Origin of the sequence: Parasphingorhabdus halotolerans, assembly GCF_012516475.1 — a bacterium.
Lineage (GTDB): Bacteria > Pseudomonadota > Alphaproteobacteria > Sphingomonadales > Sphingomonadaceae > Parasphingorhabdus > Parasphingorhabdus halotolerans.
Genome location: NZ_CP051217.1, coordinates 2,670,816 through 2,690,370 on the forward strand (window position 1 = coordinate 2,670,816; position 19,555 = coordinate 2,690,370).

A 19,555-nucleotide genomic window follows, 5' to 3' on the forward strand; every position below is an offset into this window, starting at 1 on the left:
GAAAACAGATGGTTTGATGGCTTCCAGCAAAGCCGGGTCTAGAAATGGCACGACCAGCCAAGAGTTCCCGCGGTCTTTAGTCTAGCGGGGCCATTCCACCTTGTCACCGGCATCAATGGACAGCTCCGCCGCCCGTCCGCCAGCCAATTCAAGCACAGCTGCGACAGCCTCTCCTGATCTCACCGGTTCTAGCGAATAAGGCGTTGTATTGGCAGCGATGGATTCAACCGTTCCGTCACTGCGAACGAAAATAATGTCCAGCGGTATGACGGTATTCTTCATCCAGAAACTTGCCGGGCGGGGCTCGGGAAACGGGAAGATCATGCCTTCGTCGGGCGCAAGCTTCTGCCGGAACATCAGGCCTTGAGCCTGTTCTTCAACCGTCCCGGCAACTTCTACCGTGAATTTGTGCGTTTTTCCGGCTGAACTAATGGTAAGCGGAACCAGTTGTAACCCAGCGTCTGAAAGCTGTGAGCTGGATGCCTTGTTATTTCCGACCGCTTCCCCGCTCTGGGCATAGCAGGCAGGTAAGGACAGAACAGGCAACAGCAGCGAAGAGAGCATCGCGGCTCTAAAAAACAGTTTCATAATTTGCCCTATTCGAATGCCGATTGTCGGTCGCGATCTTGCGGCAGGCATATTTGCACGGCCATATACCCGCGCTCGCCGGTCGAAGTGCGCGCAAGCAAATGCTGTCCTGGCAAGACTTCAGCAACACCGGCATCACGTAGTGTTTCCATATGCAGAAAAACATCTTCGTTCACGCCGTCAACAATCAGAAAGCCATAGCCTTTAACGCGGTTAAACCATTTTACTTCCGCATCCGTAAAACTCGAAGCATCGTCGACAATGTGAATAGGCCGCTGCGCTCTGGTAGAAGAGGAATTGGTCTCTGCCAATTCGCAGCCGGAAACGTCGAAAGAAACAATTTTGGTTGCTTGCAGTCCTTTTGCGGCAACAACATACTCGCATTCTACCTTGGCGTTTTCCGGCAAATCCCGACGGCCTATCGGCTCCAAAATCGACCAATGGACTAATATATCGCCGTTTCGGCCAGAATCATAATCTTCATTTGGTACGATGAATCCGAATCCGCGATGGCTATCAAACCATTTTATATGGCCTTTAGCCACTAGAATTCGGGCATTTTCGGACGTGCTGACCTCGTCCGGCGCATCGTGCGAAGCGCCCAGGTCGAGTGAAGGTTCTGCGTATAAACTGGCCACAAAGCATCTCCGCATACTAGTCTCGACCCGGGCAATGCTTATGCCAGAGACTCGAGAGATGCAACTATATCATATTAATTGTAAACTGGCGATTCTTGGCAGTTCAAATGACTGTCGCAATCAATGCGTATCTGTTACTTCATCGCCCGGCGAGGCGAAAACGAATTTGGCGGCAATATCGTAGGAGTGTCCTGCGCGAAGAAAAGCCTGAAGCTGCTTTTGTTGTTTTTCCCGGTCATGTTGTTCCCGGGCAAAGGGCCCGATCGATTTTTTGCGGGCAAAAATTCGCGCTGCTTCCCATTGGTTTTCGTCGCTCAGTGCCAAGGCATCGCGGCCGTCATCTTCGTCAATTCCGGCCTGATATAATGCTTGGGAAACCCGCTGTTTGCCATAGCCTCGATTAGCCAGCGAAGCGGCTCTATTTTTGGCAAATAGTGCGTCATCAATATATCCAAGTTCGACAAAGCGCTCGACCATAGGTTGAATGTCCGGGGGCGTATCTCCATTCCATTCCCGTTCACGAAGTTTACGCTGTAGATAAGCCGTCAGTTTATACCGCGTCGTGGCATATTTGCTTACATAACGAAGAGCCAGCTCCTGGAGACTGTTCTGGTCCAACGCTTTACCGCTATTTTTCAACGCTTTGACCTTCAATTTTGATGATTGCCCTTTTTGTGCCACAGTCGAGCCGAAATTTAAACGTCAGTAGCGACCATTGGTTACGACAATAGCGCAATCGGGTCGGTTTTTGCTAATATTGTGAAGGGTTTGACCTCGTTTAGGTGGTAATGAAAATTTTGAGAAGGCTGGACCTTCTGGAAAGTTGATATTGAATGACCGAGTTGATCCCGACGCCGACCGCTGACACTCATCCCCGCATATTTGCCGATTTTGAAACTCTTGGCGAGGCACTGGACTATGCCGCTGCCGGCGATCGCGGGTTCAATTTCTATGATGCGCGCGCGACGCTATCGCGCGTCTATCCATTTTCCGAGCTTTGTGCAGATGCGAAAGAAGCCGCCCGGCGGTTAATTGCTACGGGAATAAAGCCGGGCCAGCGCGTTGCGCTGATTGCCGATACAGAACCGCAATTTTGCGCGCTGTTTTTCGGGGCGGTCTATGCCGGCGCACTGCCGGTGCCACTGCCGTTGCCAACTTCCTTTGGCGGCAAGGAAAGCTATATTGAACAAATAGGCGTACAACTGGATAGCTGTGATCCAGCGATATTGCTGTATCCGGATGAAATCGAGGAAATGGCAGCGGCAGCGGGCCAATCCCGAAATATCCCGTCATTTGGTTGGGACAAATATGCGGAAAATGCTGCTCCGCCATGTGAATTCCCGCAAGCAACCGGCGGCGATCTGGCTTATTTGCAATATTCGAGCGGTTCTACACGCTTTCCGCATGGGGTTGCAGTTACCCACAAAGCTCTGTTGCATAATCTTGGCTCACATTCCCATGGGATGCTGGTCGGTGAGTCAGACCGGTGCATATCTTGGTTGCCGTTTTATCATGATATGGGGCTTGTCGGTTGCTTCCTTTCGATGGTCGCCAATCAGGTGTCTACTGATTACTTGAAAACCGCAGATTTCGCGCGTCGGCCGCTATCCTGGCTTGACTTGATTTCCCGCAATCCGGGAACATCTTGCAGTTTTTCGCCTACCTTCGGCTATGAAATCTGTGCGCGTCGGATCGGTAGCCAGTCCAATGTGAAAGAGCGTTTTGACCTGTCGCGCTGGCGGATAGCGGGCAATGGAGCAGATATGATACGACCCGATGTCATGCAGCGATTCACCGATGCTTTTGCCCCCGCCGGGTTTGACGCCAAAGCATTCCTCCCAAGCTATGGTCTCGCTGAGGCAACGCTGGCGGTAACGATTATGCCGCCTGGCGAAGGTATGGAAGTCGAACTGGTTGAAGAAACCGAACTCTCCGGCGAAAAGCTCGCTGATGGAAACCGCCCGAAACGCTTCCGCGCTATTGTAAATTGCGGGAAGCCGGTTCGTGATACCGTGATCCAAATTCGCGAAGAAGATGGATCCCTTTTGGGAGAAAAGACAGTTGGCAAAGTCTGGATGAACGGTCCGGCGGTCATGGAAGGCTACTATGGTAACAAGGAAGCCACTGACGCTTGTCTGGTTGATGGCTGGCTCGATACCGGAGATATGGGCTATTTGTCAGAAGGGTATATTTACATCGTTGGCCGTGCCAAAGACATGATCATCATTAACGGGAAGAACCATTGGCCTCAGGATATTGAGTGGGCAGTGGAACAAATTCCGGGCTTTAAAGCCGGTGATATTGCGGCATTCTCAATTACGACGCCTGGCGGCGATGAAACACCCGCTGTGCTGGTGCAATGCCGCACATCCGATGAAATCGAGCGATTGCGGCTCCGGAATGAGATTCGCGAAAAAGTGCGCTCGATAACCGGAATGAACTGCGTCATCGAGCTGGTTCCGCCGAGAACTTTGCCACGCACAAGCTCAGGTAAGTTGAGCCGGGCAAAGGCGAGAAACCTATATTTGTCCGGTGATATCCAGCCCTATGCAATCGCTGCATAATTTCCTTAATGTTGGTTAACCAAGAAAAGCCAAAAAACCCTGCTTGTCGTTACTTTTCGATAAGGAATTGCGCGTAGGGACGAGACGTGGAAGAAAAAACGTCTCAATCTGGTTTGCCTCGGGAAATCCCGTTTCGTGTACTCATTGGCCTATCCGATCCGGAAGGATTGGATTTGGGACGCATTCGTGCGCTTCAGTATGAAGGGATGCAGAAGAACGGCTGGACTAAAGTAATCGCGTCGATTGTGTGCGGACTATTGGCTGTGCAATTTGGCATGAGCAGCGTCAATCCGGTATTTCTGTTTGTCTGGTTTGCGAGTCTTTGCGGGCTTTATCTCCACCTCCATTTTAAAGTGCGGCGCGACAATCTCTGGCAGCGCAAGACTATATCCAGAAGCGACACCATTATGACGCACGTGAGTGCGGCTGCCGGTGCTTCCTTGTGGGCGATTGCTCTTGTTGTTTTCGGTCTGACTGCGGATCCACCAGCGATGCTGGGCCTCTGGTCCATCGTCTTGTGCCTGATGGTGGGATCAGCCATGCTGCTCTCTGCTATTCCATCCAGTAGCCTGATTTTCATTCTGATTTCGGGAACAGCCTCCTGTTTCGGCTGGTATCTGATCGGTGATCTTCAGCTTACTTTGACCGCTTTTGCGACGACCGTTCTCCTTGTCTCATCCTGTTTGATGACTGGCCGTGCTTTTGTGGAGCGCAAAATAGCCGAGGCCAATCTTCACGAAAAAAATGAAACTGTCAGCCTGTTGTTGCGCGAATTTGAAGATACCGGCGCAGACTGGTTGTGGCAAACCGATACATCGCGGCGCATTACCCATGCTTCTCCACGTTTTGCGCATGCCGTTGGCCTCTCCCCGGGAGACATTGATGGCAAGCCTTTCCTGCAACTGGTTGCTGGGCAATCCTGGGATTCGGGCAAGTTTTCCAGTGAACTGCATGACCTAGCAGAGCGATTGAAGCGCCGGGAAAGTTTCAGCAATCTGATCGTACCGGTTGAGATACAAGGCGAGCTACGCTGGTGGGAACTATCTGCTTCACCCAAGATGGATGAAAGCAATGTCTTTCATGGTTTTCGCGGTGTGGGATCGGATGTCACCGAACAGCGCGAGTCCGCCGATAAAATCTCGCACATGGCGCGCTATGATACTTTGACTGGATTGCCCAATCGATTGCAGCTTATGGAAGCACTCGGCAAGGCCATGCAAAATTCCGATCAATGGAATGGCCGTTGCGGTTTCATGATGATCGATCTGGATCGGTTCAAGGCGGTGAACGATACCCTGGGGCATCCTGTTGGTGATCGTTTGTTAGCGCGCGTTTCCGAGCGATTGCGTTCGATTATGAGCAAGAACGAGCTTTGCGGTCGGCTTGGCGGTGACGAGTTTGCTATCGTTATCAAGGATGCCAATGATAGCCATTACATGGAATCTCTTGGCAAGAAGATCATTGATACCCTTTCAAAGCCTTACGAAGTCGATCAACATACGCTTTATATCGGCGCCAGTGTCGGAACGGCGATCGGTCCGCGTGATGGCCGTACTGTCGAAATGCTGATGCGTAGCGCCGACTTGGCACTCTACCGTTCGAAAGACCAGGGCGGCGGTGCGCATAACCAATATGAGCCAAAACTGCATGTTCATGCCGAAGAGCGGCGGGTCATGGAAATGGCTCTTCGCAAGGCACTCGACAATGATGAGTTCTCGCTCAACTATCAGCCGGTGGTCAGCGCCGACACTGGTGGGGTGCTTGGTTTTGAAGCCTTGCTACGCTGGACCAATCCGGAATTTGGTGTTGTTTCACCTGCGAAATTCATACCCTTGGCCGAAGACGCGCGGCTGATTGTGCCGATTGGCGAATGGGTGATGCGGACGGCGTGCAAAGAGGCGATGAAATGGCCATCGACCATAAAAATAGCCGTAAATGCTTCTGCCGATCAACTCAGCGATCCAGATTTTCTGGATATGGTTGTATCCGCACTCCAGGAAAGCGGGCTTCCGGCGCATCGTCTCGAAATCGAGGTAACCGAGAGTATCTTCATGCGGGAAGGCACCGGCGCGGCTGAAGTGCTCGATCAAATTATTGCGATGGGCATAAACCTGTCGCTCGATGATTTTGGCACCGGCTATTCTTCCTTGGGCTATCTCCGCAAGACTCGGTTTACCACGATCAAGGTGGACCGCAGCTTTGTTCAAGGTGCGGCCAAGAAGGTTCCCGAGAGCCTCGCGATTATACGCGCTGTGGTGGCTATGGCCGACAGCCTAGGCATGTCGACCACGGCAGAGGGTGCGGAAACCGAAGACGAGGTCAAAATGATCCAGAAGCTGGGCTGCCGCAAAATCCAAGGCTATTATTTTGGGCGCCCGATGATTGCGAGCGATGCGCTGGAACTATTTGCAGGCTATGACATGAGCCAGATTCGCGGCGGATACGCAGCTTAAGCGGCTCTCTGGCCGGGCGGAAATTCGGCTGCTACGATTTGGCCAGTCGCTTCTCAATTCCGCGCCAGATTTTTGCATAGGCTTTGGTCGCAGGGTCGCGCGGCGCAAATTCACCTCCCGGTTTTTTGAGTGTCGTCATGCGTTCGACTGCACTGGACATTGGAATGACCGGCCATTTCTTGTGCCTCGCCAGCGTTTGAAGATGGATCGTTCGCCGCCTGTCTACCATTGTATATACCGGCAAAATCGGCGCGTGCTTGCGGCGTTTTGCATCCAGATAATCTTGCACGTCTTTTAGCGCGCGCTCCGACAGCGGTGAAGGGATAACGGGAGTGATTACCAGGTCGGCGTTGCGTAATATTTGCTCGCTGGTTTCGGTAAGTCCGGGAGGACAATCCAGAATTATCCGGTCATAGTCCTTCTCCAATGTCTTCAGGATTTTACCGAGATATTTTAGTTTATTGATCTGGTATAACAAGCGGTCAAGGCTGCGCAATGATACATCGGCGGCGAGCAAATCGAGATTTTCCATTTCTGTCGCTTTGATCAATTTCTTCGGCTTTACGTCACCGGTAATCAACGCGTGCGCACGATCACTTTTATGGTTTTCGCCATCCAGAATAAATGACGCTGCACCCTGTGGATCCAGATCCCACAGCAACGTTCTACGGGAGGATTTGGTGGCACTGTTCCAGGCAAGATTGACGGCGGTCGAACTTTTCCCGACGCCACCTTTCATGCTGTACACTGCTATAACGGCCATAGAAATCTTCCGGCAATTTCAAAATCATAAGGTCGCGAACAATTTGGTGACATCAGATGATTTGGTAAACCGTGTCTTGCGGACGGCAAAGTCGCACACCCTTGTCGGTCTCTACCAGCGGGCGTTCGATCAAACTCGGCTCACCGGCCATCGCATCCAGTATCTGGTCTGCCGTGGCATCATCGTTCGTCAATCCCAATTCGTCTGCGGGCGAACCCCTTACGCGTAAGCCCTGTTGAGGGGTGATTCCAGCATCCTGGTAGAGCTGTTCCAGCTTGGCACGGGTCGGCGGGCTCTTAAGATACTCTATCACCGTGACATCAATGTCAGGTGCTTCCTCCAATATTGCCAGGGTTTTACGGGATGTGCCGCATTTTGGATTGTGCCAGATCGTTGCTTTCATAAGGGGGGTCTCCGTTGCTCCTATATCGCCCATAAACACCAGTTAGCGACATGTTTCAAAGAAAAATTGAAATCGCAAAAAATGTGTTTGCTTATGAGAACTATTCGCATTAGTTGACTATTGATATTGAGAACGATTCGCAGAAAAGGTTGAAAATGATATTATCCCATGGTCGTAAAATTCGGGTTATGGCAATGTCCGGCGCTGCAGTTCTCGCCCTGCAAGCTGGGCAGGCCCATGCCGCCGAAGAAACCCTGGATGACGCTGGCGCGTATGATGAAAACGAGATCATTGTTACGGGCGAAAAGGACGGTTATGTCGCAATCAGCAGTGCCGGACTGAAAACAGGCACGCTACTGCTCGATACACCGCAAACAGTGTCGGTGATTACACGCGAACAGCTGGACGATCAGGCGCTTCAAGATATTGGTGATATTTTGCGGTATACGCCCGGTGCTTCGATTGGGCAGGGTGAAGGCAACCGCGACCAGATCACGATCCGCGGCCAGAATACGACGGCGGATTTCTTCGTCGATGGCATCCGTGACGATGTGCAATATTTTCGGCCGCTCTATAATATCGAGCGCGTAGAAATTCACAAAGGTCCGAATGCGATGATCTTTGGCCGGGGCGGCGGCGGTGGGATCATCAACCGCGTGACCAAATCACCGATTGCCGCTCAACTATCCGGGTCCGTATCCGGCAGCGTAGATAGTTTCGGCGCATTTTATTTGAGTGGAGACATCAACGCGCCGGTCAGTGAGGGCGCTGCATTTCGGATAAACGGGCTTTACGAAGAATTTAACAACCATCGTGATTTTTTTGACGGTCGGCGCTTTGCGATCAATCCGACTTTCGGCGCGGAGCTTGGCGAGAAGAGTCGGTTATTGCTTTCCTACGAATATGTCGATGATGATCGCGGTGTTGATCGCGGCAATCCGGCAGAGCTGCGCACCGCTGCCAGACCCTGCTCTTTTGCTGATCCTTGCGGACCATTATTGGGGTTTCGCGATACTTTATTTGGTCAGGATGGAACCAATCTTACGACCTTGCAGGCGCACGTTCTGAAACTTCGCTTTGAGCATGAATTCAGCGATCAGCTGAGTTTCAATTCGACAACGCAATATGGTAACTATGACAAGCTATACCGTAATATCTATCCCACAGATGCGCGGATTGCAGACATACGTCTAACTCCGGCTGCCGATTCGGTGACGCTGGACGGCTATGTCGATACAACGACCCGCGAAAATTTTGTCACCCAGGGCAATTTGCTATGGACCGGGAACACCGGGATTTTCGGGCACACATTGCTGCTCGGCTATGAATATGGCAAACAGCAGTCGGATAATGCGAGAAGGAACATTTTGTTCGCAGCCAGTAACAGCAACCTTATCACTGTTCCGCTTGCTGATCCGGTTATCGTGACCGCATCCAGTTTTCCCGTAATCAATCGGAATACGAGATCGAACCTCGATTTTCTGTCGCTCTATTTGCAGGACCAGATCCGCATCGGCGAGCATTTCGAAATTATTGGCGGCGTGCGCTTTGACCGCTTTGATCTGGATGTAAATGATATCCGCAACGGTCGGTTGCTCGGCCGGACCGATGAAAAATTCTCTCCGCGTTTTGGCGCGATCTACAAACCGCAAGAAAATATTTCGATATATGCGAGCTACTCCAAGAGTTTCTTGCCACGCTCGGGCGACCAGTTTCTGACATTGACGCCGACCGTTGGCACGACTTTGGGCACGGTTGATCTGGAACCGGAGAGCTTTGAGAATTATGAAATCGGCGCGAAATGGGATTTTGCTAACGGGCTAAGCCTGACCGCCTCATTGTTCCGGCTGGATCGCGATAATCAGGCGACGCTGCTGGATAATCAGGGCAATGCCACGTTGTCCGGTTCCCGTACCGAAGGTTTTGAAGTGCAACTGGTCGGCAAGCTGACCGACAAATGGCAAATCAATGCAGGCTACAGTTATCTTGACGGGCAGCAGCGCAATGCAGCAACCGTTGCCGGTCAAGACTTGCGCCTGTTTCAAGTGCCCCGGCATATGGCGTCGCTTTGGACCAAATATGATGTGTCAGAGAAATTCGCTGCTGGTTTGGGCGTGACCCACCAGTCGAGCCAGTTTGCAACCAACGACAATACCGTCCGTATCCCGGCCTATACCCGCGTTGATGCCGCGCTCTATTATGATGTCAGCGAGAAGGTGCAAGTACAGCTCAACATCGAAAACCTGTTTGACGATACTTATTTTCCGTCCGTGCACAATAACGACAATATCTCGACCGGTGAGCCGATTAATGCGCGTTTGACGGTGAAAGTCGGTTTTTAACGTGTTCCCCAGCGAACGCAGGGGAGCGGTTACTCTTTCGGCGTAAGCGCTGGAACGGCTTTGGCAGCATCTTCAGGATCAATCCCCGGCGGCGGCGCAGCGCTCAGCACATCTGCGCCCCGCGCGACCCGGCCCGCGCGCTGAATCGCTTCGCGAATGCGGGGATAGGTGCCGCAGCGGCAGATATTGGTAATCGCCTCATCAATATCATCGTTGGAGGGACTGGGGTTTTTCTTGAGCAATACCGCTGCTGCCATGATCATACCGGACTGACAGAAGCCGCATTGCGGAACATTTTCTGCTGCCCAGGCCTGTTGCACCGGATGGCTACGGTCGCGGGATAAGGCTTCGATTGTGGTTACAAACCGCCCTTCCATTTCGCCGATGGTTACCAGACAACTACGGATCGCCTCGCCATCCACCTCAACCACACAGGCGCCGCAGTCGCCTGTGCCGCAGCCATATTTGGTGCCGGTCAGATTGGACGCATCGCGCAGCGCCCATAGGAGTGGCGTTTGCGGGTCCATCCGATATTGCACCGGGCGATCATTGACGGTGAATTTCGTCATAGCTACAAATCCGTCATCCTGAACTTGTTTCAGGATCTCTCAAGGGATGCCCTATCGTTATGGAGATGCTGAAACAAGTTCAGGATGACGAAAATTGGATATCTACTCCCGCCAACTCGTGTCTTCGCGGTCCACCAGTCGAACCATAGCATCAAATTCAGGCACGCCTTGCTGGACAGGATCAATTGAGGCCTGCGACAGGTTAGCCATATGCTTGTCGATCACCTCTTGACCGATCATCACCGGTTTCCCCATCGCGAGCGTTTGCATCTGTATCTCACAGGCGCGTTGCAATACCCAGTGGTTGAGGAATGCTTGCTCCAGCGTCCGCCCCATAACCACCGGCCCATGATTTTCCAGCAACATCATCCGTTTTTTGCCGAGGCTGGCAAGGAAGCGCGGGCCTTCGTCGTCATGCACCGTAATGCCTTCAAACTTGTGATAGGCTAGGCGGGGAACAATCGCAGCGGCGTAAAAGTTTATTGGCTGTAATCCGCCCTCGACCGATGACACCGCCATGGTTGCGGTAGTGTGGGTGTGGATGATCGCATGAACATCGGGCAGTTCGCGGTGGAACAGGCTGTGCTGGGTGAAGCCCGCCTTGTTCACCGGATAGGTCGAGCCATCAAGCGTGTTGCCATCGATATCAATCTTGACCAGTGTTGAGGCGGTGACTTCGCTGAAATGCAGGCCATATGGGTTGATCAAAAATGCATCATCTTCGCCGGGTACTTTCAGGGTGATATGGTTGAAAATCATCTCGTCCCAGCCGAGATAGGCGAAAATCCGGTAACAGGCTGCAAGCCGTTGCCGCGCTTTCCATTCCGCTTCACTGCAGCTCGATTGCACGTTGATTGCCGTAGCCATATCTCATCTCCTGATTTCTCAATTATCACAGCTTGTATAGCAACTATCGGCGAAATGCGAATGCCAAGAGCTTTGCAATTGCCGGAAATATATGGCTCTCCGCTGGTTTAATCTATGCTGATTCTTTGTCCAAATTGCTTGAAATCGTCGTTTCATGCTGGTAGGCGGCACGGGATTGCGATGAGTGATTCATTCGCAAACCCTTTTTTACGGCACTTTGAATTTTGAGCCAGCCGATGTTTCTGCTGGCAATATACAGGTTTTGAACGGAGTTACTCAGTCTTATGCAAATCATGGTTCGCGACAATAATGTTGATCAAGCCCTTCGGGCGCTGAAGAAAAAATTGCAGCGTGAAGGCGTTTACCGCGAAATGAAACTCCGTCGGCACTACGAAAAACCATCTGAAAAGCGCGCTCGTGAAAAAGCCGCCGCTGTTCGTCGCGCCCGCAAAATGGATCGCAAGCGCCAGGAGCGCGACGGCACGATATAGGGTAACCTAGCTCCTTAACATTAGCAGATTGGTTTTTAGATATGTCCGTTACAACCGTTCCCATCCAGCCAATCAAAAAAGGATCGCTGACCAAGCTTTGGATTGGGCTGGCGGTCGTTTTGCTTATTGCGGCAGGGCTTGCTTATATCGGAACGCAGAACGCGGTTGTAACCGGTGCCACCAACGAACAGTTTCTGGCGGATAATGCGACCGAAGATGGCGTCGTGACGACTAAATCCGGTCTGCAAATCAAGACCATCAAACCGGGTGAGGGGCCATCTCCCACCGCAACTGATACGGCATTGGTCAAATATGAAGGCACGTTGCGCGATGGCACGGTGTTTGATGCCAACGAGCAGACACCCATGCCGGTTGGCGGCGTCGTCCCCGGCTTTTCCGAAGCACTGCAGTTGATGCAAAAAGGCGGCGAATATAAAATCTGGATTCCATCGGAGCTGGCTTATGGTGAGGCCTCTCCCGGTCCTGAACTGCCTGCCAATTCGCTCTTGATCTTTGATGTTAGCTTGCTTGATTTTATCACGCAGGAGCAGATGCAGCAAATTCAGCAGATGCAGCAGCAGGGTCAAATTCCGGGTGGACCAGGCTCTCCAGCGGCCCCGGGCGGACCTCCTCCCGGGCAATGAAACGGATAATCGAGGCTCTTCTTAACTTTGCGTAAATTTCTGATATTCGCTGCGGCCGTTGGACTGGTCGGCTCCGCATCATCCACAATATTATCTTCCCCTGTTTTGGCGAAGTCCGCATCAAGCGCCAATGCGCTTCCGGCGGGTGCGAAGCTGAAGACGATCAAGCAGGGTCAAGGTGCACCGCCTCTGGCAACCGATACTATTCTGGCAAATTATCAGATCACGATCAAAGGCGAAGATCAGCCGATTAACGGCGTTTGGGAAACTTTCCCCGCCGATCAGACACTTAAAGGCCTCAGCAGCGCGCTTCTCAAAATGCAGAAGGGCGGACGCTACCGAGTGACCCTGACCGCTGATCAGGCTTTCGGCGAATTTTCTCCGTTTCCGCATATTCCGATCGATAGCGTGCTTGATATCAATGTGGAACTGCTGGACTTCAGGCAGCAGCAGGTGGCACCGATCATCGGTTCCGCTGCAAGAGATGACCAGACTGCAGAGCCTGCAGTAACGCCGGACGTGATCAAATATGCGGTGAACCAGCCGGATGTTGTCACCCAGCCAAGCGGTCTTAAATATAAGCAGCTTGCTGCGGGTGAAGGTGACCGGCCAGACAAAAGCGCTACAGTATTGGTTGGCTATGAGGGGCGCTTACTCAACGGCAAAGTCTTCGACTCCAATGTGCAGGCCAGTTTTCCGGTCGCTGGCGTGGTGCCCGGATTTGGTGAGGCGTTACAGCTCATGCAAAAAGGCGGCAGCTACCGGGTGTGGATACCGCCCGCACTCGGATATGGCGACCGGGGAGCCGGCGAGGCCGTGCCTCCCGGTGCATGGTTGATTTTTGATGTAAAGCTGCTTGATTTTATTAGCGCTGAAGACCTCAAGAAGCTGCAAGCTGGCGCAGGTTCGCGCAATTAGGCGGGGCGAAAGTTAAAGCCGCTCGGCCTGCGCTATAGCTTCCGATGATCGGAGCGCCGACAATATTCGCATCAGATGATGCACATTATGTACTTCCAGATCGACTTCAAAAGTGTGAAACGGCGCGTCGCGATTGGTCATTCGAAGGCGCAAGATATTGGCGTTGTGAAAGCCAAAAATACCGGCCATTTCGGCCAATGTCCCCGGTTTGTCATGAAGGACAACAGCCAGTCTTGCCGCCGCGCCGTCGCTATCTGCGCCCCAGCTTAGATCGACCCAGTCAGCATCCACGCCGTCGGCTAGTTGCAGGCAATCAATCGCGTGTACTTCGACATTTTGACCGCTGCGACGCAGGCCAACAATCCGGTCTCCTGGCACCGGGTGGCAGCATTCCGCGAGATCAAATGCAACGCCCGGCGTCAAGCCTTCGATAGATATGGCGCGATCCTGTTCCGGCCATTTTCGGTCAGCATCATTGTCGTTGACGCTGCCCGGCATCAAAGCTTCCATCACGTCCCGGTTGCTTATGTGATGGGTGCCGATCGCCATCATCAGATCGTCCATTTCTTCCAACTCCAGCCGCTTTAGCGCCAGTTTTTCGGCCTTCCTGCCGATTTTCCCGGGCAATCGCTCGACGATTTCGTCATAGAGCTTGGTGCCGATTTCAATAATTTCATCCCGTTCCTTGAACCTGACAAACCGCCGGATCGCCGCGCGCGCTTTGCCGGTGATAACAAAGGACAACCAACCGGGCTGCGGTTCCTGCCCGTCTGATTTCAGCACCTCGACGACATCGCCATTGAGAAGCTGGGTGCGCAGCGGCACATGGCGACCGTTTACCTTGGCTCCAACCGCCTGGTTTCCCAAATCGGTGTGCACGGCATAGGCAAAGTCGACGGTGGTCGCACCCTTGGGAAGCTGGAGCAAAGTGCCCTTGGGCGTAAACGCGAAAATCCGGTCCTGATACATGGCGAGTTTGGTATGCTCGAGCAGCTCTTCGGCATCTTCGGCATGATCGAGGATTTCGATAAGATCGCGAATCCAGCCTGCTTGACCATCCGGCTGCTTGCCCTGTTTATAGGCCCAGTGTGCAGCCAGTCCGAATTCATTGTCTTCATGCATCCGGTTAGAGCGGATCTGGATTTCAACTCGCATGTTATTCCTGTGCATGATTGTCGTGTGGATAGAGCGATAACCATTGCGCTTGGGTGTGGAGATATAATCCTTGAACCGCCCGGGTACCATTTTCCATTTCTCGTGCAGAATTCCGAGCGCCCGATAACATTCCGCGCTGTTGTCAGTAATCACGCGAAAAGCCATAATGTCGGTCAGCTGTTCAAAGCTGACATGGCGCTCCTGCATTTTCCTCCAGATGGAGTAGGGATGCTTTTCGCGACCGCTGACCTCGGCGGCTAGTCCGGCATTGGCGAGTGCTTTCTGGATTGAGCCAGCAATTTTCTCAACTTGGCCTTCGTCGCCTTCCTTAATCTGCTTTAATCTGCCGGTGATCGTTTCATAAGCTTCCGGTTCGAGATGGCGAAAGGCAAGCAATTGCATCTCGCGCATATATTCATACATGCCGATGCGTTCCGCCAGTGGTGCATAAATATCCATGGTTTCGCGGGCAATGCGCTGGCGTTTCTCTTCACTCTTGATAAAATGTAACGTACGCATATTGTGCAGCCGATCGGCAAGCTTAACCAGCAGCACACGAATATCATCTGATAGAGCAAGCAAGAACTTGCGCAGGTTCTCCGCCGCACGTTCGTCCTCGGTCTGCGCTTCAATTTTGGAGAGTTTCGTTACGCCGTCAACCAGCCGCGCGATATTCTCACCGAAGAGTTTTTTGATCTCGTCAACCGTGGTGAGTGTATCTTCCACAGTGTCGTGGAGCAGGGCAGTGACAATCGTTTCCTGATCCAGCCGCAGGTCGGTCATCAGGCCTGCCACTTCAATCGGATGACTGAAATAGGGATCGCCGCTCGCCCGCTTCTGGCTGCCGTGCATTTTAACCGAATAGACATAGGCGCGGTTGATCAGATCTTCATCCGCCTCCGGGTCATATTCACGCACCCGCTCTACAAGTTCATATTGTCTTAGCACCGGGCCAAGGTGTCGCGCTTTGTTCGCAGGAGCAACAAAAAACCAATATTTGGGACAAAAAAATAGCGCCGATGCCAGTCGGTTGATCCAGTAAATGCTGGATTCAGACAGCATCGGCGCCCCATTTTACTGGGAAGTTCTGACCGGCAGTGGTCCGGGGTAGAAAATCCGGACCCAACGGGGATTGAGAGACCGGTCAGGAAAGAGTTAGATGAGGGGGCGTATCAGTCGTTGCATTTGGCTAGTGCCGCTTCGTCAATCGGCTCGCCTTTGTAGGAGAAAGAAGCGAGGGGCCCGACTTCGTCTGCGAGCTTGGCACAAACCGTTTTCACAGAGGAGCTACTTGCGCCGGCTCTGCATTCGGTTCCGGCGCATTTGACGACGGTTCCGCGAATTATGTGGTTAGCAGCTTCGACGGGTGCCATCAGTTCAGCGGTGTAGACAACGGGATTGCCACGGGCTTGCCCTGCACTGGCAGTAAAGAGGACGGTGGTTACCATCATTGCTGTAGCAAGCGCAGAGGCGGTCCGGAGAGGGTTTTGGAAGAGAGTCATCGTATTTTCCTTTTTTAATCATTCCCTGGGGAGGAGGGGATTTAGCGTTTGCAATTTAGGTTGCGAATCAGTACTTAGTTTAATAGGTTTTAAGTTGCAACTAAAAACTTAAATTTATTTTTGGCATTCTCCGAAATTGGGTTAGGACCGGCAGATGGATGATTTGAACAGACAGGGACTCGCACGCGATCTGCAAAACCTATCATCGGAGTGCAGTTTACCCGTATCGCTGGAAGTTATTGGCGAACGCTGGTGCTTCATGATTTTGCGATCCGGCTTCAGCGGCGTACGCCATTTTGAGGATTTTCTGTCTGAAATCGGTATAGCCCGCAACATATTGGCGAACCGTCTCACGCGGATGGTCGACGCAGGTATAATGACCCGCAGGCCGTGCGATCATGACAAACGCAAGGTCGAATATCAGCTCACGGAAAAAGGTGCGGATTTGCTGACAACCATTGTGGCGATGCGGCAATGGGGCGAAAAATGGGAAACTGGTGTGGTTTCAAACCCGGTTTTGGCCGACGCGCGGGATCGCCAACCGATTGCGAAAATCGTCATTCAATCCCATGACGGGCGAGAACTGGGTCTGGAAGACCTTTGCTGGATCGATGAAGCGGAATTGCGCGATCATGCGTCGAATAATTCCACGGATCGCGCGGATATTAATGTGCGCCATCTGAGGGAAATCAACGAGCCTTCAGCCGCTTAGGCCCCGCCCCGACAAACGTCTTCGTCAGGCATTAACGCCTATTCTTTCACATAAATGCTGTTAATCGGCCGTTCCATGACCTTGCGAACCATAGGCTCGAAAAACTCCAGCGGCGCGCTGTCATAATTGGCGTCAAATGCGGACTGGTCATATTTTTCGCAAAATTCGGCACAATCCTCGAAATGTTCATGTCCACGGAAATTCTCGCGCATATCTCGATCTTGCCCGAGATGGTGGAAGAAATAATAGCCTTGGAAAATACCGTGTTTCTCGGTGATCCAATGGAGCTTATCGCTGACAAATGGCTTGAGGATGGCCGCTGCCACATCGGGATGGTTGTAGGTGCAAAGCGTATCACCGATATCATGCAGCAACGCCATCACGACGTAGTCATCATCCCGGCCGTCGCGGTGCGCCCGTGTTGCTGTTTGCAGGCTATGTTGCAGGCGGTCGATGGGAAAGCCGCCGAAGTCGCCGTCGAGCAAGCGCAAATGGTCAAGCACCCGGTCGGCCACCTTGCCGGCAAAAGGCATGAAATGGCCGGAGATGATCTTCCAGTCTTCCTGCGTGCCTTCTTCCATGGAAGGGAATTTCGCTCTGGTTTCGTTTGGGCCGCCCATTTCTCTCTCCTAATTTTGAGGCCGTTATTTTTGGCCCGCATCCTGCGTCGCATTCACGACTTTCCAAAACATTGACACATTTGATTCCGTAAGAAAGCAAACATCTTTGCATTTGCATGAAAACAATTGTCTTGGATATCTTATTTCGCCAAATGATAGGCGATTCTTTCCCAAACGGCAATGCCGCGCTATAGATAGGGCCATGGCCGCAATGCAAATCCGTCCCCAACCGTTTTTTAATAACAAAAACCGTGCCTTCTGGAACCTTCAATCGGCCGGTTGGGCTGGGGCGCTGGTGCTGCGCGCAATATCGGGTATCGCCAATCAGGTGCCGCTCGATTTTCTGGTTCCGGTTATTATTTCAACCATAACTGGCTATTCTATCTCCTTGTTACTTTCCGTGGTTTACAAAAACCTGATTCACCGCAAGCCGCTGGTGATGTGGGGCACAACTGCTTTCATGCTGGCAATCGCAGCAGCGTTGTTCGCATTTATTGATGGCTGGGTGTTCATGATATTAAACCCCGCCACTGAAGTCGGTTTCGGCAGCTTGTTTTTAGCCAATCTCTATGTCGATATCACCATGCTCGGGGCTTGGTCGGCGCTCTATTACGCGATCAACTATTTTCTGCGGGTAGAAGAGCAAAATGACCAGCTCATGCAGCTGGAAACGCAGGCGACCAGGGCGCAGCTGGCGATGTTGCGCTATCAGTTGAACCCGCATTTTCTGTTTAACACGCTGAACAGCATTTCGACTCTGGTTTTGCTAAGACAGACTGAGCCTGCCAACGCAATGATCTCCAGATTGTCGTCATTCTTGCGCCATACACTCGTGAACGAGGTGCACAGCCGGGTTACGCTTGAGCAGGAAGTGGAAACCTTGCACCTCTATCTCGATATCGAGAAAATGCGATTTGAGGAACGGCTGAGACCCAGTTTTGACATAGATCCTGCCGTGCGCGATGCGCTGTTGCCATCTCTGCTCCTCCAGCCGCTGGTTGAAAACGCTATTAAATATGCCGTGACACCAAAAGAAGAAGGTGCCGATATTTCTGTTTCGGCAAAGTTGAACGGCGATACAGTTGAAATCGTGGTAGCAGATACTGGTCCGGGAAAGAACGGTCCTGTAAATACGCATGCCAGCTCCACTGGTGTCGGGCTTGGCAATATTCAGGAGCGATTAAACCAAGCTTATGGAGAAGCACATAGATTTGAGATAGTTTCTTCGGCTGGCGGCGGTTTTACCGTCAAGATCGCGTTCCCCTTTGAAACACGGGAGCAAATAGAGCGTAAAGCTATCGAAGATGCACAATCTTCCGACCCGAGCGCCAACAGGGGTGGGTATAACGAGGCTATTTTTGGGGAGCATGCAACCAACGGGGAGATATTGCCACAACCGGTGGATCAACTGAATGCAGGATCTAATCCAGAGCCAAATTCAGGAAATGACACCGGGTCAGGCGCAAAACCAGCAACGTCTCCAGCAGTGGCGACATTGCAGCACAAGGAAATATAGGCATGACAATCAAGACAATTTTGGTGGACGATGAGAAGCTCGCAATTCAGGGTCTGCAAATCCGCTTGGAGAAATTTGAAGATATCGAGATTGTTGATACTTGCAGCAATGGACGTGAGGCGATCCGCAAGATTAAGACGCTTAAGCCTGATCTGGTGTTTCTGGATATCCAGATGCCGGGATTTGACGGTTTCTCTGTGGTACAGGGCGTCATGGAAATCGAACCGCCATTGTTTATTTTCGTGACCGCTTATGCCGACCATGCGGTGCGCGCTTTCGAAGCGTCCGCGATTGATTATCTGGTCAAGCCTGTCGAGGAAGACCGACTGGCCGATGCGCTCGACCGGGTCCGCAAAAGACTCACCGAAAAACGCGGCGCAGAGGAGATTGAAAAGCTCAAAAATGTACTGAACGAAGTCGCGCCCAATGCGATTGCGGATATGGAACATAATGACGAACCAGCCGCCGCTAACCGATATGAAAAACTGATCAACGTCAAAGACCGTGGCCAGATTTTCCGGGTCGATGTGGATACGATTGAGCGGATAGATGCAGCGGGTGACTACATGTGTATTTATACAGCAGATAATTCCCTGATTTTGCGCGAGACAATGAAAGACCTGGAAAAGCGCCTCGATCCGCGCAACTTCCAGCGCGTCCACCGTTCTACAATCGTTAACCTCAGCCAGGTGCGTGAAGTGAAGCCGCACACCAACGGTGAGTGTTTTCTGGTACTCGGTTCAGGCGCGCAGGTGAAAGTATCACGCAGCTACCGCGATGTCGTCGCGCGGTTTGTCCATTAGGTTCGGG

18 protein-coding genes and 1 pseudogene are annotated in these 19,555 nt (G+C 52.2%); 9 read left to right on the forward strand and 10 right to left on the reverse strand.

Annotated features, from left to right (window positions below):
- Window positions 1-81: 81 nt before the first annotated feature.
- From HF685_RS13165 to HF685_RS13175, 3 genes are all read right to left on the reverse strand, one after another.
- Window positions 82-588: a DUF192 domain-containing protein gene (locus HF685_RS13165; protein ID WP_246218618.1), complete on the reverse strand. Its 507-nt coding sequence runs from the start codon at window positions 586-588 to the stop codon at window positions 82-84.
- An 8-nt stretch (window positions 589-596) separates the two neighbouring features.
- A complete protein-coding gene (locus HF685_RS13170; protein ID WP_168820387.1) occupies window positions 597-1,226 on the reverse strand; it encodes a cold-shock protein in 630 nt (209 codons plus the stop codon).
- Window positions 1,227-1,346: 120 nt separating this feature from the next.
- Window positions 1,347-1,880: a regulatory protein RecX gene (locus tag HF685_RS13175; protein ID WP_168820388.1), complete on the reverse strand. Its 534-nt coding sequence runs from the start codon at window positions 1,878-1,880 to the stop codon at window positions 1,347-1,349.
- A 179-nt stretch (window positions 1,881-2,059) separates the two neighbouring features.
- Here HF685_RS13175 and HF685_RS13180 point away from each other — a divergent pair, with 179 nt between their 5' ends.
- Complete coding sequence (locus HF685_RS13180) at window positions 2,060-3,790, forward strand: fatty acyl-AMP ligase (RefSeq protein ID WP_168820389.1); 1,731 nt, start codon at window positions 2,060-2,062, stop codon at window positions 3,788-3,790.
- Between the two features lie 86 nt (window positions 3,791-3,876).
- Complete coding sequence (locus HF685_RS13185; RefSeq protein WP_246218619.1) at window positions 3,877-6,243, forward strand: putative bifunctional diguanylate cyclase/phosphodiesterase; 2,367 nt, start codon at window positions 3,877-3,879, stop codon at window positions 6,241-6,243.
- Between the two features lie 31 nt (window positions 6,244-6,274).
- Here the strand turns inward: HF685_RS13185 and HF685_RS13190 are convergent, their stop codons facing one another.
- Together HF685_RS13190 and arsC are read right to left on the reverse strand one after the other, a co-directional pair.
- A complete protein-coding gene (locus tag HF685_RS13190) occupies window positions 6,275-7,006 on the reverse strand; it encodes a ParA family protein (RefSeq protein WP_168820390.1) in 732 nt (243 codons plus the stop codon).
- 52 nt (window positions 7,007-7,058) lie between these two features.
- Window positions 7,059-7,409 carry an arsenate reductase (glutaredoxin) gene (gene arsC, locus HF685_RS13195; RefSeq protein ID WP_168820391.1) on the reverse strand — a complete coding sequence of 117 codons (351 nt, stop codon included), beginning with the start codon at window positions 7,407-7,409 and terminating at the stop codon, window positions 7,059-7,061.
- 155 nt (window positions 7,410-7,564) lie between these two features.
- On the opposite strand from arsC, the gene HF685_RS13200 reads away from it, so the two are divergent.
- A complete protein-coding gene (locus tag HF685_RS13200) occupies window positions 7,565-9,751 on the forward strand; it encodes a TonB-dependent receptor (RefSeq protein ID WP_168820392.1) in 2,187 nt (728 codons plus the stop codon).
- Window positions 9,752-9,780: 29 nt separating this feature from the next.
- Here the strand turns inward: HF685_RS13200 and HF685_RS13205 are convergent, their stop codons facing one another.
- Together HF685_RS13205 and HF685_RS13210 are read right to left on the reverse strand one after the other, a co-directional pair.
- Window positions 9,781-10,320: a (2Fe-2S)-binding protein gene (locus HF685_RS13205; RefSeq protein WP_168820393.1), complete on the reverse strand. Its 540-nt coding sequence runs from the start codon at window positions 10,318-10,320 to the stop codon at window positions 9,781-9,783.
- A 102-nt stretch (window positions 10,321-10,422) separates the two neighbouring features.
- On the reverse strand, window positions 10,423-11,187 hold the full coding sequence (locus HF685_RS13210) for a class II aldolase/adducin family protein (protein ID WP_168820394.1): 765 nt from the start codon (window positions 11,185-11,187) through the stop codon (window positions 10,423-10,425).
- Window positions 11,188-11,471: 284 nt separating this feature from the next.
- Between HF685_RS13210 and rpsU the strand changes: the two genes are divergently transcribed.
- The 3 genes from rpsU to HF685_RS13225 are packed head-to-tail and all read left to right on the forward strand — an operon-like array spanning window position 11,472 to window position 13,240.
- On the forward strand, window positions 11,472-11,678 hold the full coding sequence (gene rpsU, locus HF685_RS13215) for a 30S ribosomal protein S21 (protein WP_066739729.1): 207 nt from the start codon (window positions 11,472-11,474) through the stop codon (window positions 11,676-11,678).
- A gap of 41 nt (window positions 11,679-11,719) precedes the next feature.
- On the forward strand, window positions 11,720-12,322 hold the full coding sequence (locus HF685_RS13220; protein WP_168820395.1) for an FKBP-type peptidyl-prolyl cis-trans isomerase: 603 nt from the start codon (window positions 11,720-11,722) through the stop codon (window positions 12,320-12,322).
- 27 nt (window positions 12,323-12,349) lie between these two features.
- Window positions 12,350-13,240, forward strand: a complete 891-nt coding sequence (locus tag HF685_RS13225; protein ID WP_168820396.1) for an FKBP-type peptidyl-prolyl cis-trans isomerase — start codon at window positions 12,350-12,352, stop codon at window positions 13,238-13,240.
- A gap of 12 nt (window positions 13,241-13,252) precedes the next feature.
- On the opposite strand, the gene HF685_RS13230 is transcribed toward HF685_RS13225, so the two are convergent.
- Complete coding sequence (locus HF685_RS13230; RefSeq protein ID WP_168821524.1) at window positions 13,253-15,343, reverse strand: RelA/SpoT family protein; 2,091 nt, start codon at window positions 15,341-15,343, stop codon at window positions 13,253-13,255.
- A gap of 224 nt (window positions 15,344-15,567) precedes the next feature.
- The gene (locus HF685_RS13235) at window positions 15,568-15,846 is read right to left on the reverse strand and encodes a CC_3452 family protein (RefSeq protein WP_211051191.1); all 279 of its coding nucleotides are present in this window, start codon (window positions 15,844-15,846) and stop codon (window positions 15,568-15,570) included.
- A gap of 205 nt (window positions 15,847-16,051) precedes the next feature.
- Between HF685_RS13235 and HF685_RS13240 the strand changes: the two genes are divergently transcribed.
- On the forward strand, window positions 16,052-16,609 hold the full coding sequence (locus HF685_RS13240) for a winged helix-turn-helix transcriptional regulator (protein ID WP_168820398.1): 558 nt from the start codon (window positions 16,052-16,054) through the stop codon (window positions 16,607-16,609).
- A gap of 38 nt (window positions 16,610-16,647) precedes the next feature.
- Here the strand turns inward: HF685_RS13240 and HF685_RS13245 are convergent, their stop codons facing one another.
- The gene (locus tag HF685_RS13245; protein ID WP_168820399.1) at window positions 16,648-17,229 is read right to left on the reverse strand and encodes an HD domain-containing protein; all 582 of its coding nucleotides are present in this window, start codon (window positions 17,227-17,229) and stop codon (window positions 16,648-16,650) included.
- A gap of 202 nt (window positions 17,230-17,431) precedes the next feature.
- Between HF685_RS13245 and HF685_RS13250 the strand changes: the two are divergent.
- Both HF685_RS13250 and HF685_RS13255 read left to right on the forward strand, forming a co-directional pair.
- Window positions 17,432-18,511, forward strand: a pseudogene (locus tag HF685_RS13250) (sensor histidine kinase); the annotation flags it as partial.
- Window positions 18,512-18,747: 236 nt separating this feature from the next.
- Window positions 18,748-19,548: a LytR/AlgR family response regulator transcription factor gene (locus HF685_RS13255; RefSeq protein WP_168820401.1), complete on the forward strand. Its 801-nt coding sequence runs from the start codon at window positions 18,748-18,750 to the stop codon at window positions 19,546-19,548.
- The last annotated feature ends 7 nt before the right edge of the window (window positions 19,549-19,555 follow it).

Excerpts from the sequence above, each read along its gene's own strand:
- HF685_RS13200 (WP_168820392.1), top strand. The coding sequence starts at position 7,565 with ATGATATTATCCCATGGTCGTAAAATTCGGGTTATGGCAATGTCCGGC.
- HF685_RS13235 (WP_211051191.1), bottom strand. The coding sequence starts at position 15,846 with ATGATGGTAACCACCGTCCTCTTTACTGCCAGTGCAGGGCAAGCCCGT.
- HF685_RS13190 (WP_168820390.1), bottom strand. The coding sequence starts at position 7,006 with ATGGCCGTTATAGCAGTGTACAGCATGAAAGGTGGCGTCGGGAAAAGT.
- arsC (WP_168820391.1), bottom strand. The coding sequence starts at position 7,409 with ATGAAAGCAACGATCTGGCACAATCCAAAATGCGGCACATCCCGTAAA.
- HF685_RS13245 (WP_168820399.1), bottom strand. The coding sequence starts at position 17,229 with ATGGGCGGCCCAAACGAAACCAGAGCGAAATTCCCTTCCATGGAAGAA.
- HF685_RS13210 (WP_168820394.1), bottom strand. The coding sequence starts at position 11,187 with ATGGCTACGGCAATCAACGTGCAATCGAGCTGCAGTGAAGCGGAATGG.
- HF685_RS13205 (WP_168820393.1), bottom strand. The coding sequence starts at position 10,320 with ATGACGAAATTCACCGTCAATGATCGCCCGGTGCAATATCGGATGGAC.
- HF685_RS13165 (WP_246218618.1), bottom strand. The coding sequence starts at position 588 with ATGAAACTGTTTTTTAGAGCCGCGATGCTCTCTTCGCTGCTGTTGCCT.
- HF685_RS13255 (WP_168820401.1), top strand. The coding sequence starts at position 18,748 with ATGACAATCAAGACAATTTTGGTGGACGATGAGAAGCTCGCAATTCAG.
- HF685_RS13220 (WP_168820395.1), top strand. The coding sequence starts at position 11,720 with ATGTCCGTTACAACCGTTCCCATCCAGCCAATCAAAAAAGGATCGCTG.
- HF685_RS13180 (WP_168820389.1), top strand. The coding sequence starts at position 2,060 with ATGACCGAGTTGATCCCGACGCCGACCGCTGACACTCATCCCCGCATA.
- rpsU (WP_066739729.1), top strand. The coding sequence starts at position 11,472 with ATGCAAATCATGGTTCGCGACAATAATGTTGATCAAGCCCTTCGGGCG.
- HF685_RS13240 (WP_168820398.1), top strand. The coding sequence starts at position 16,052 with ATGGATGATTTGAACAGACAGGGACTCGCACGCGATCTGCAAAACCTA.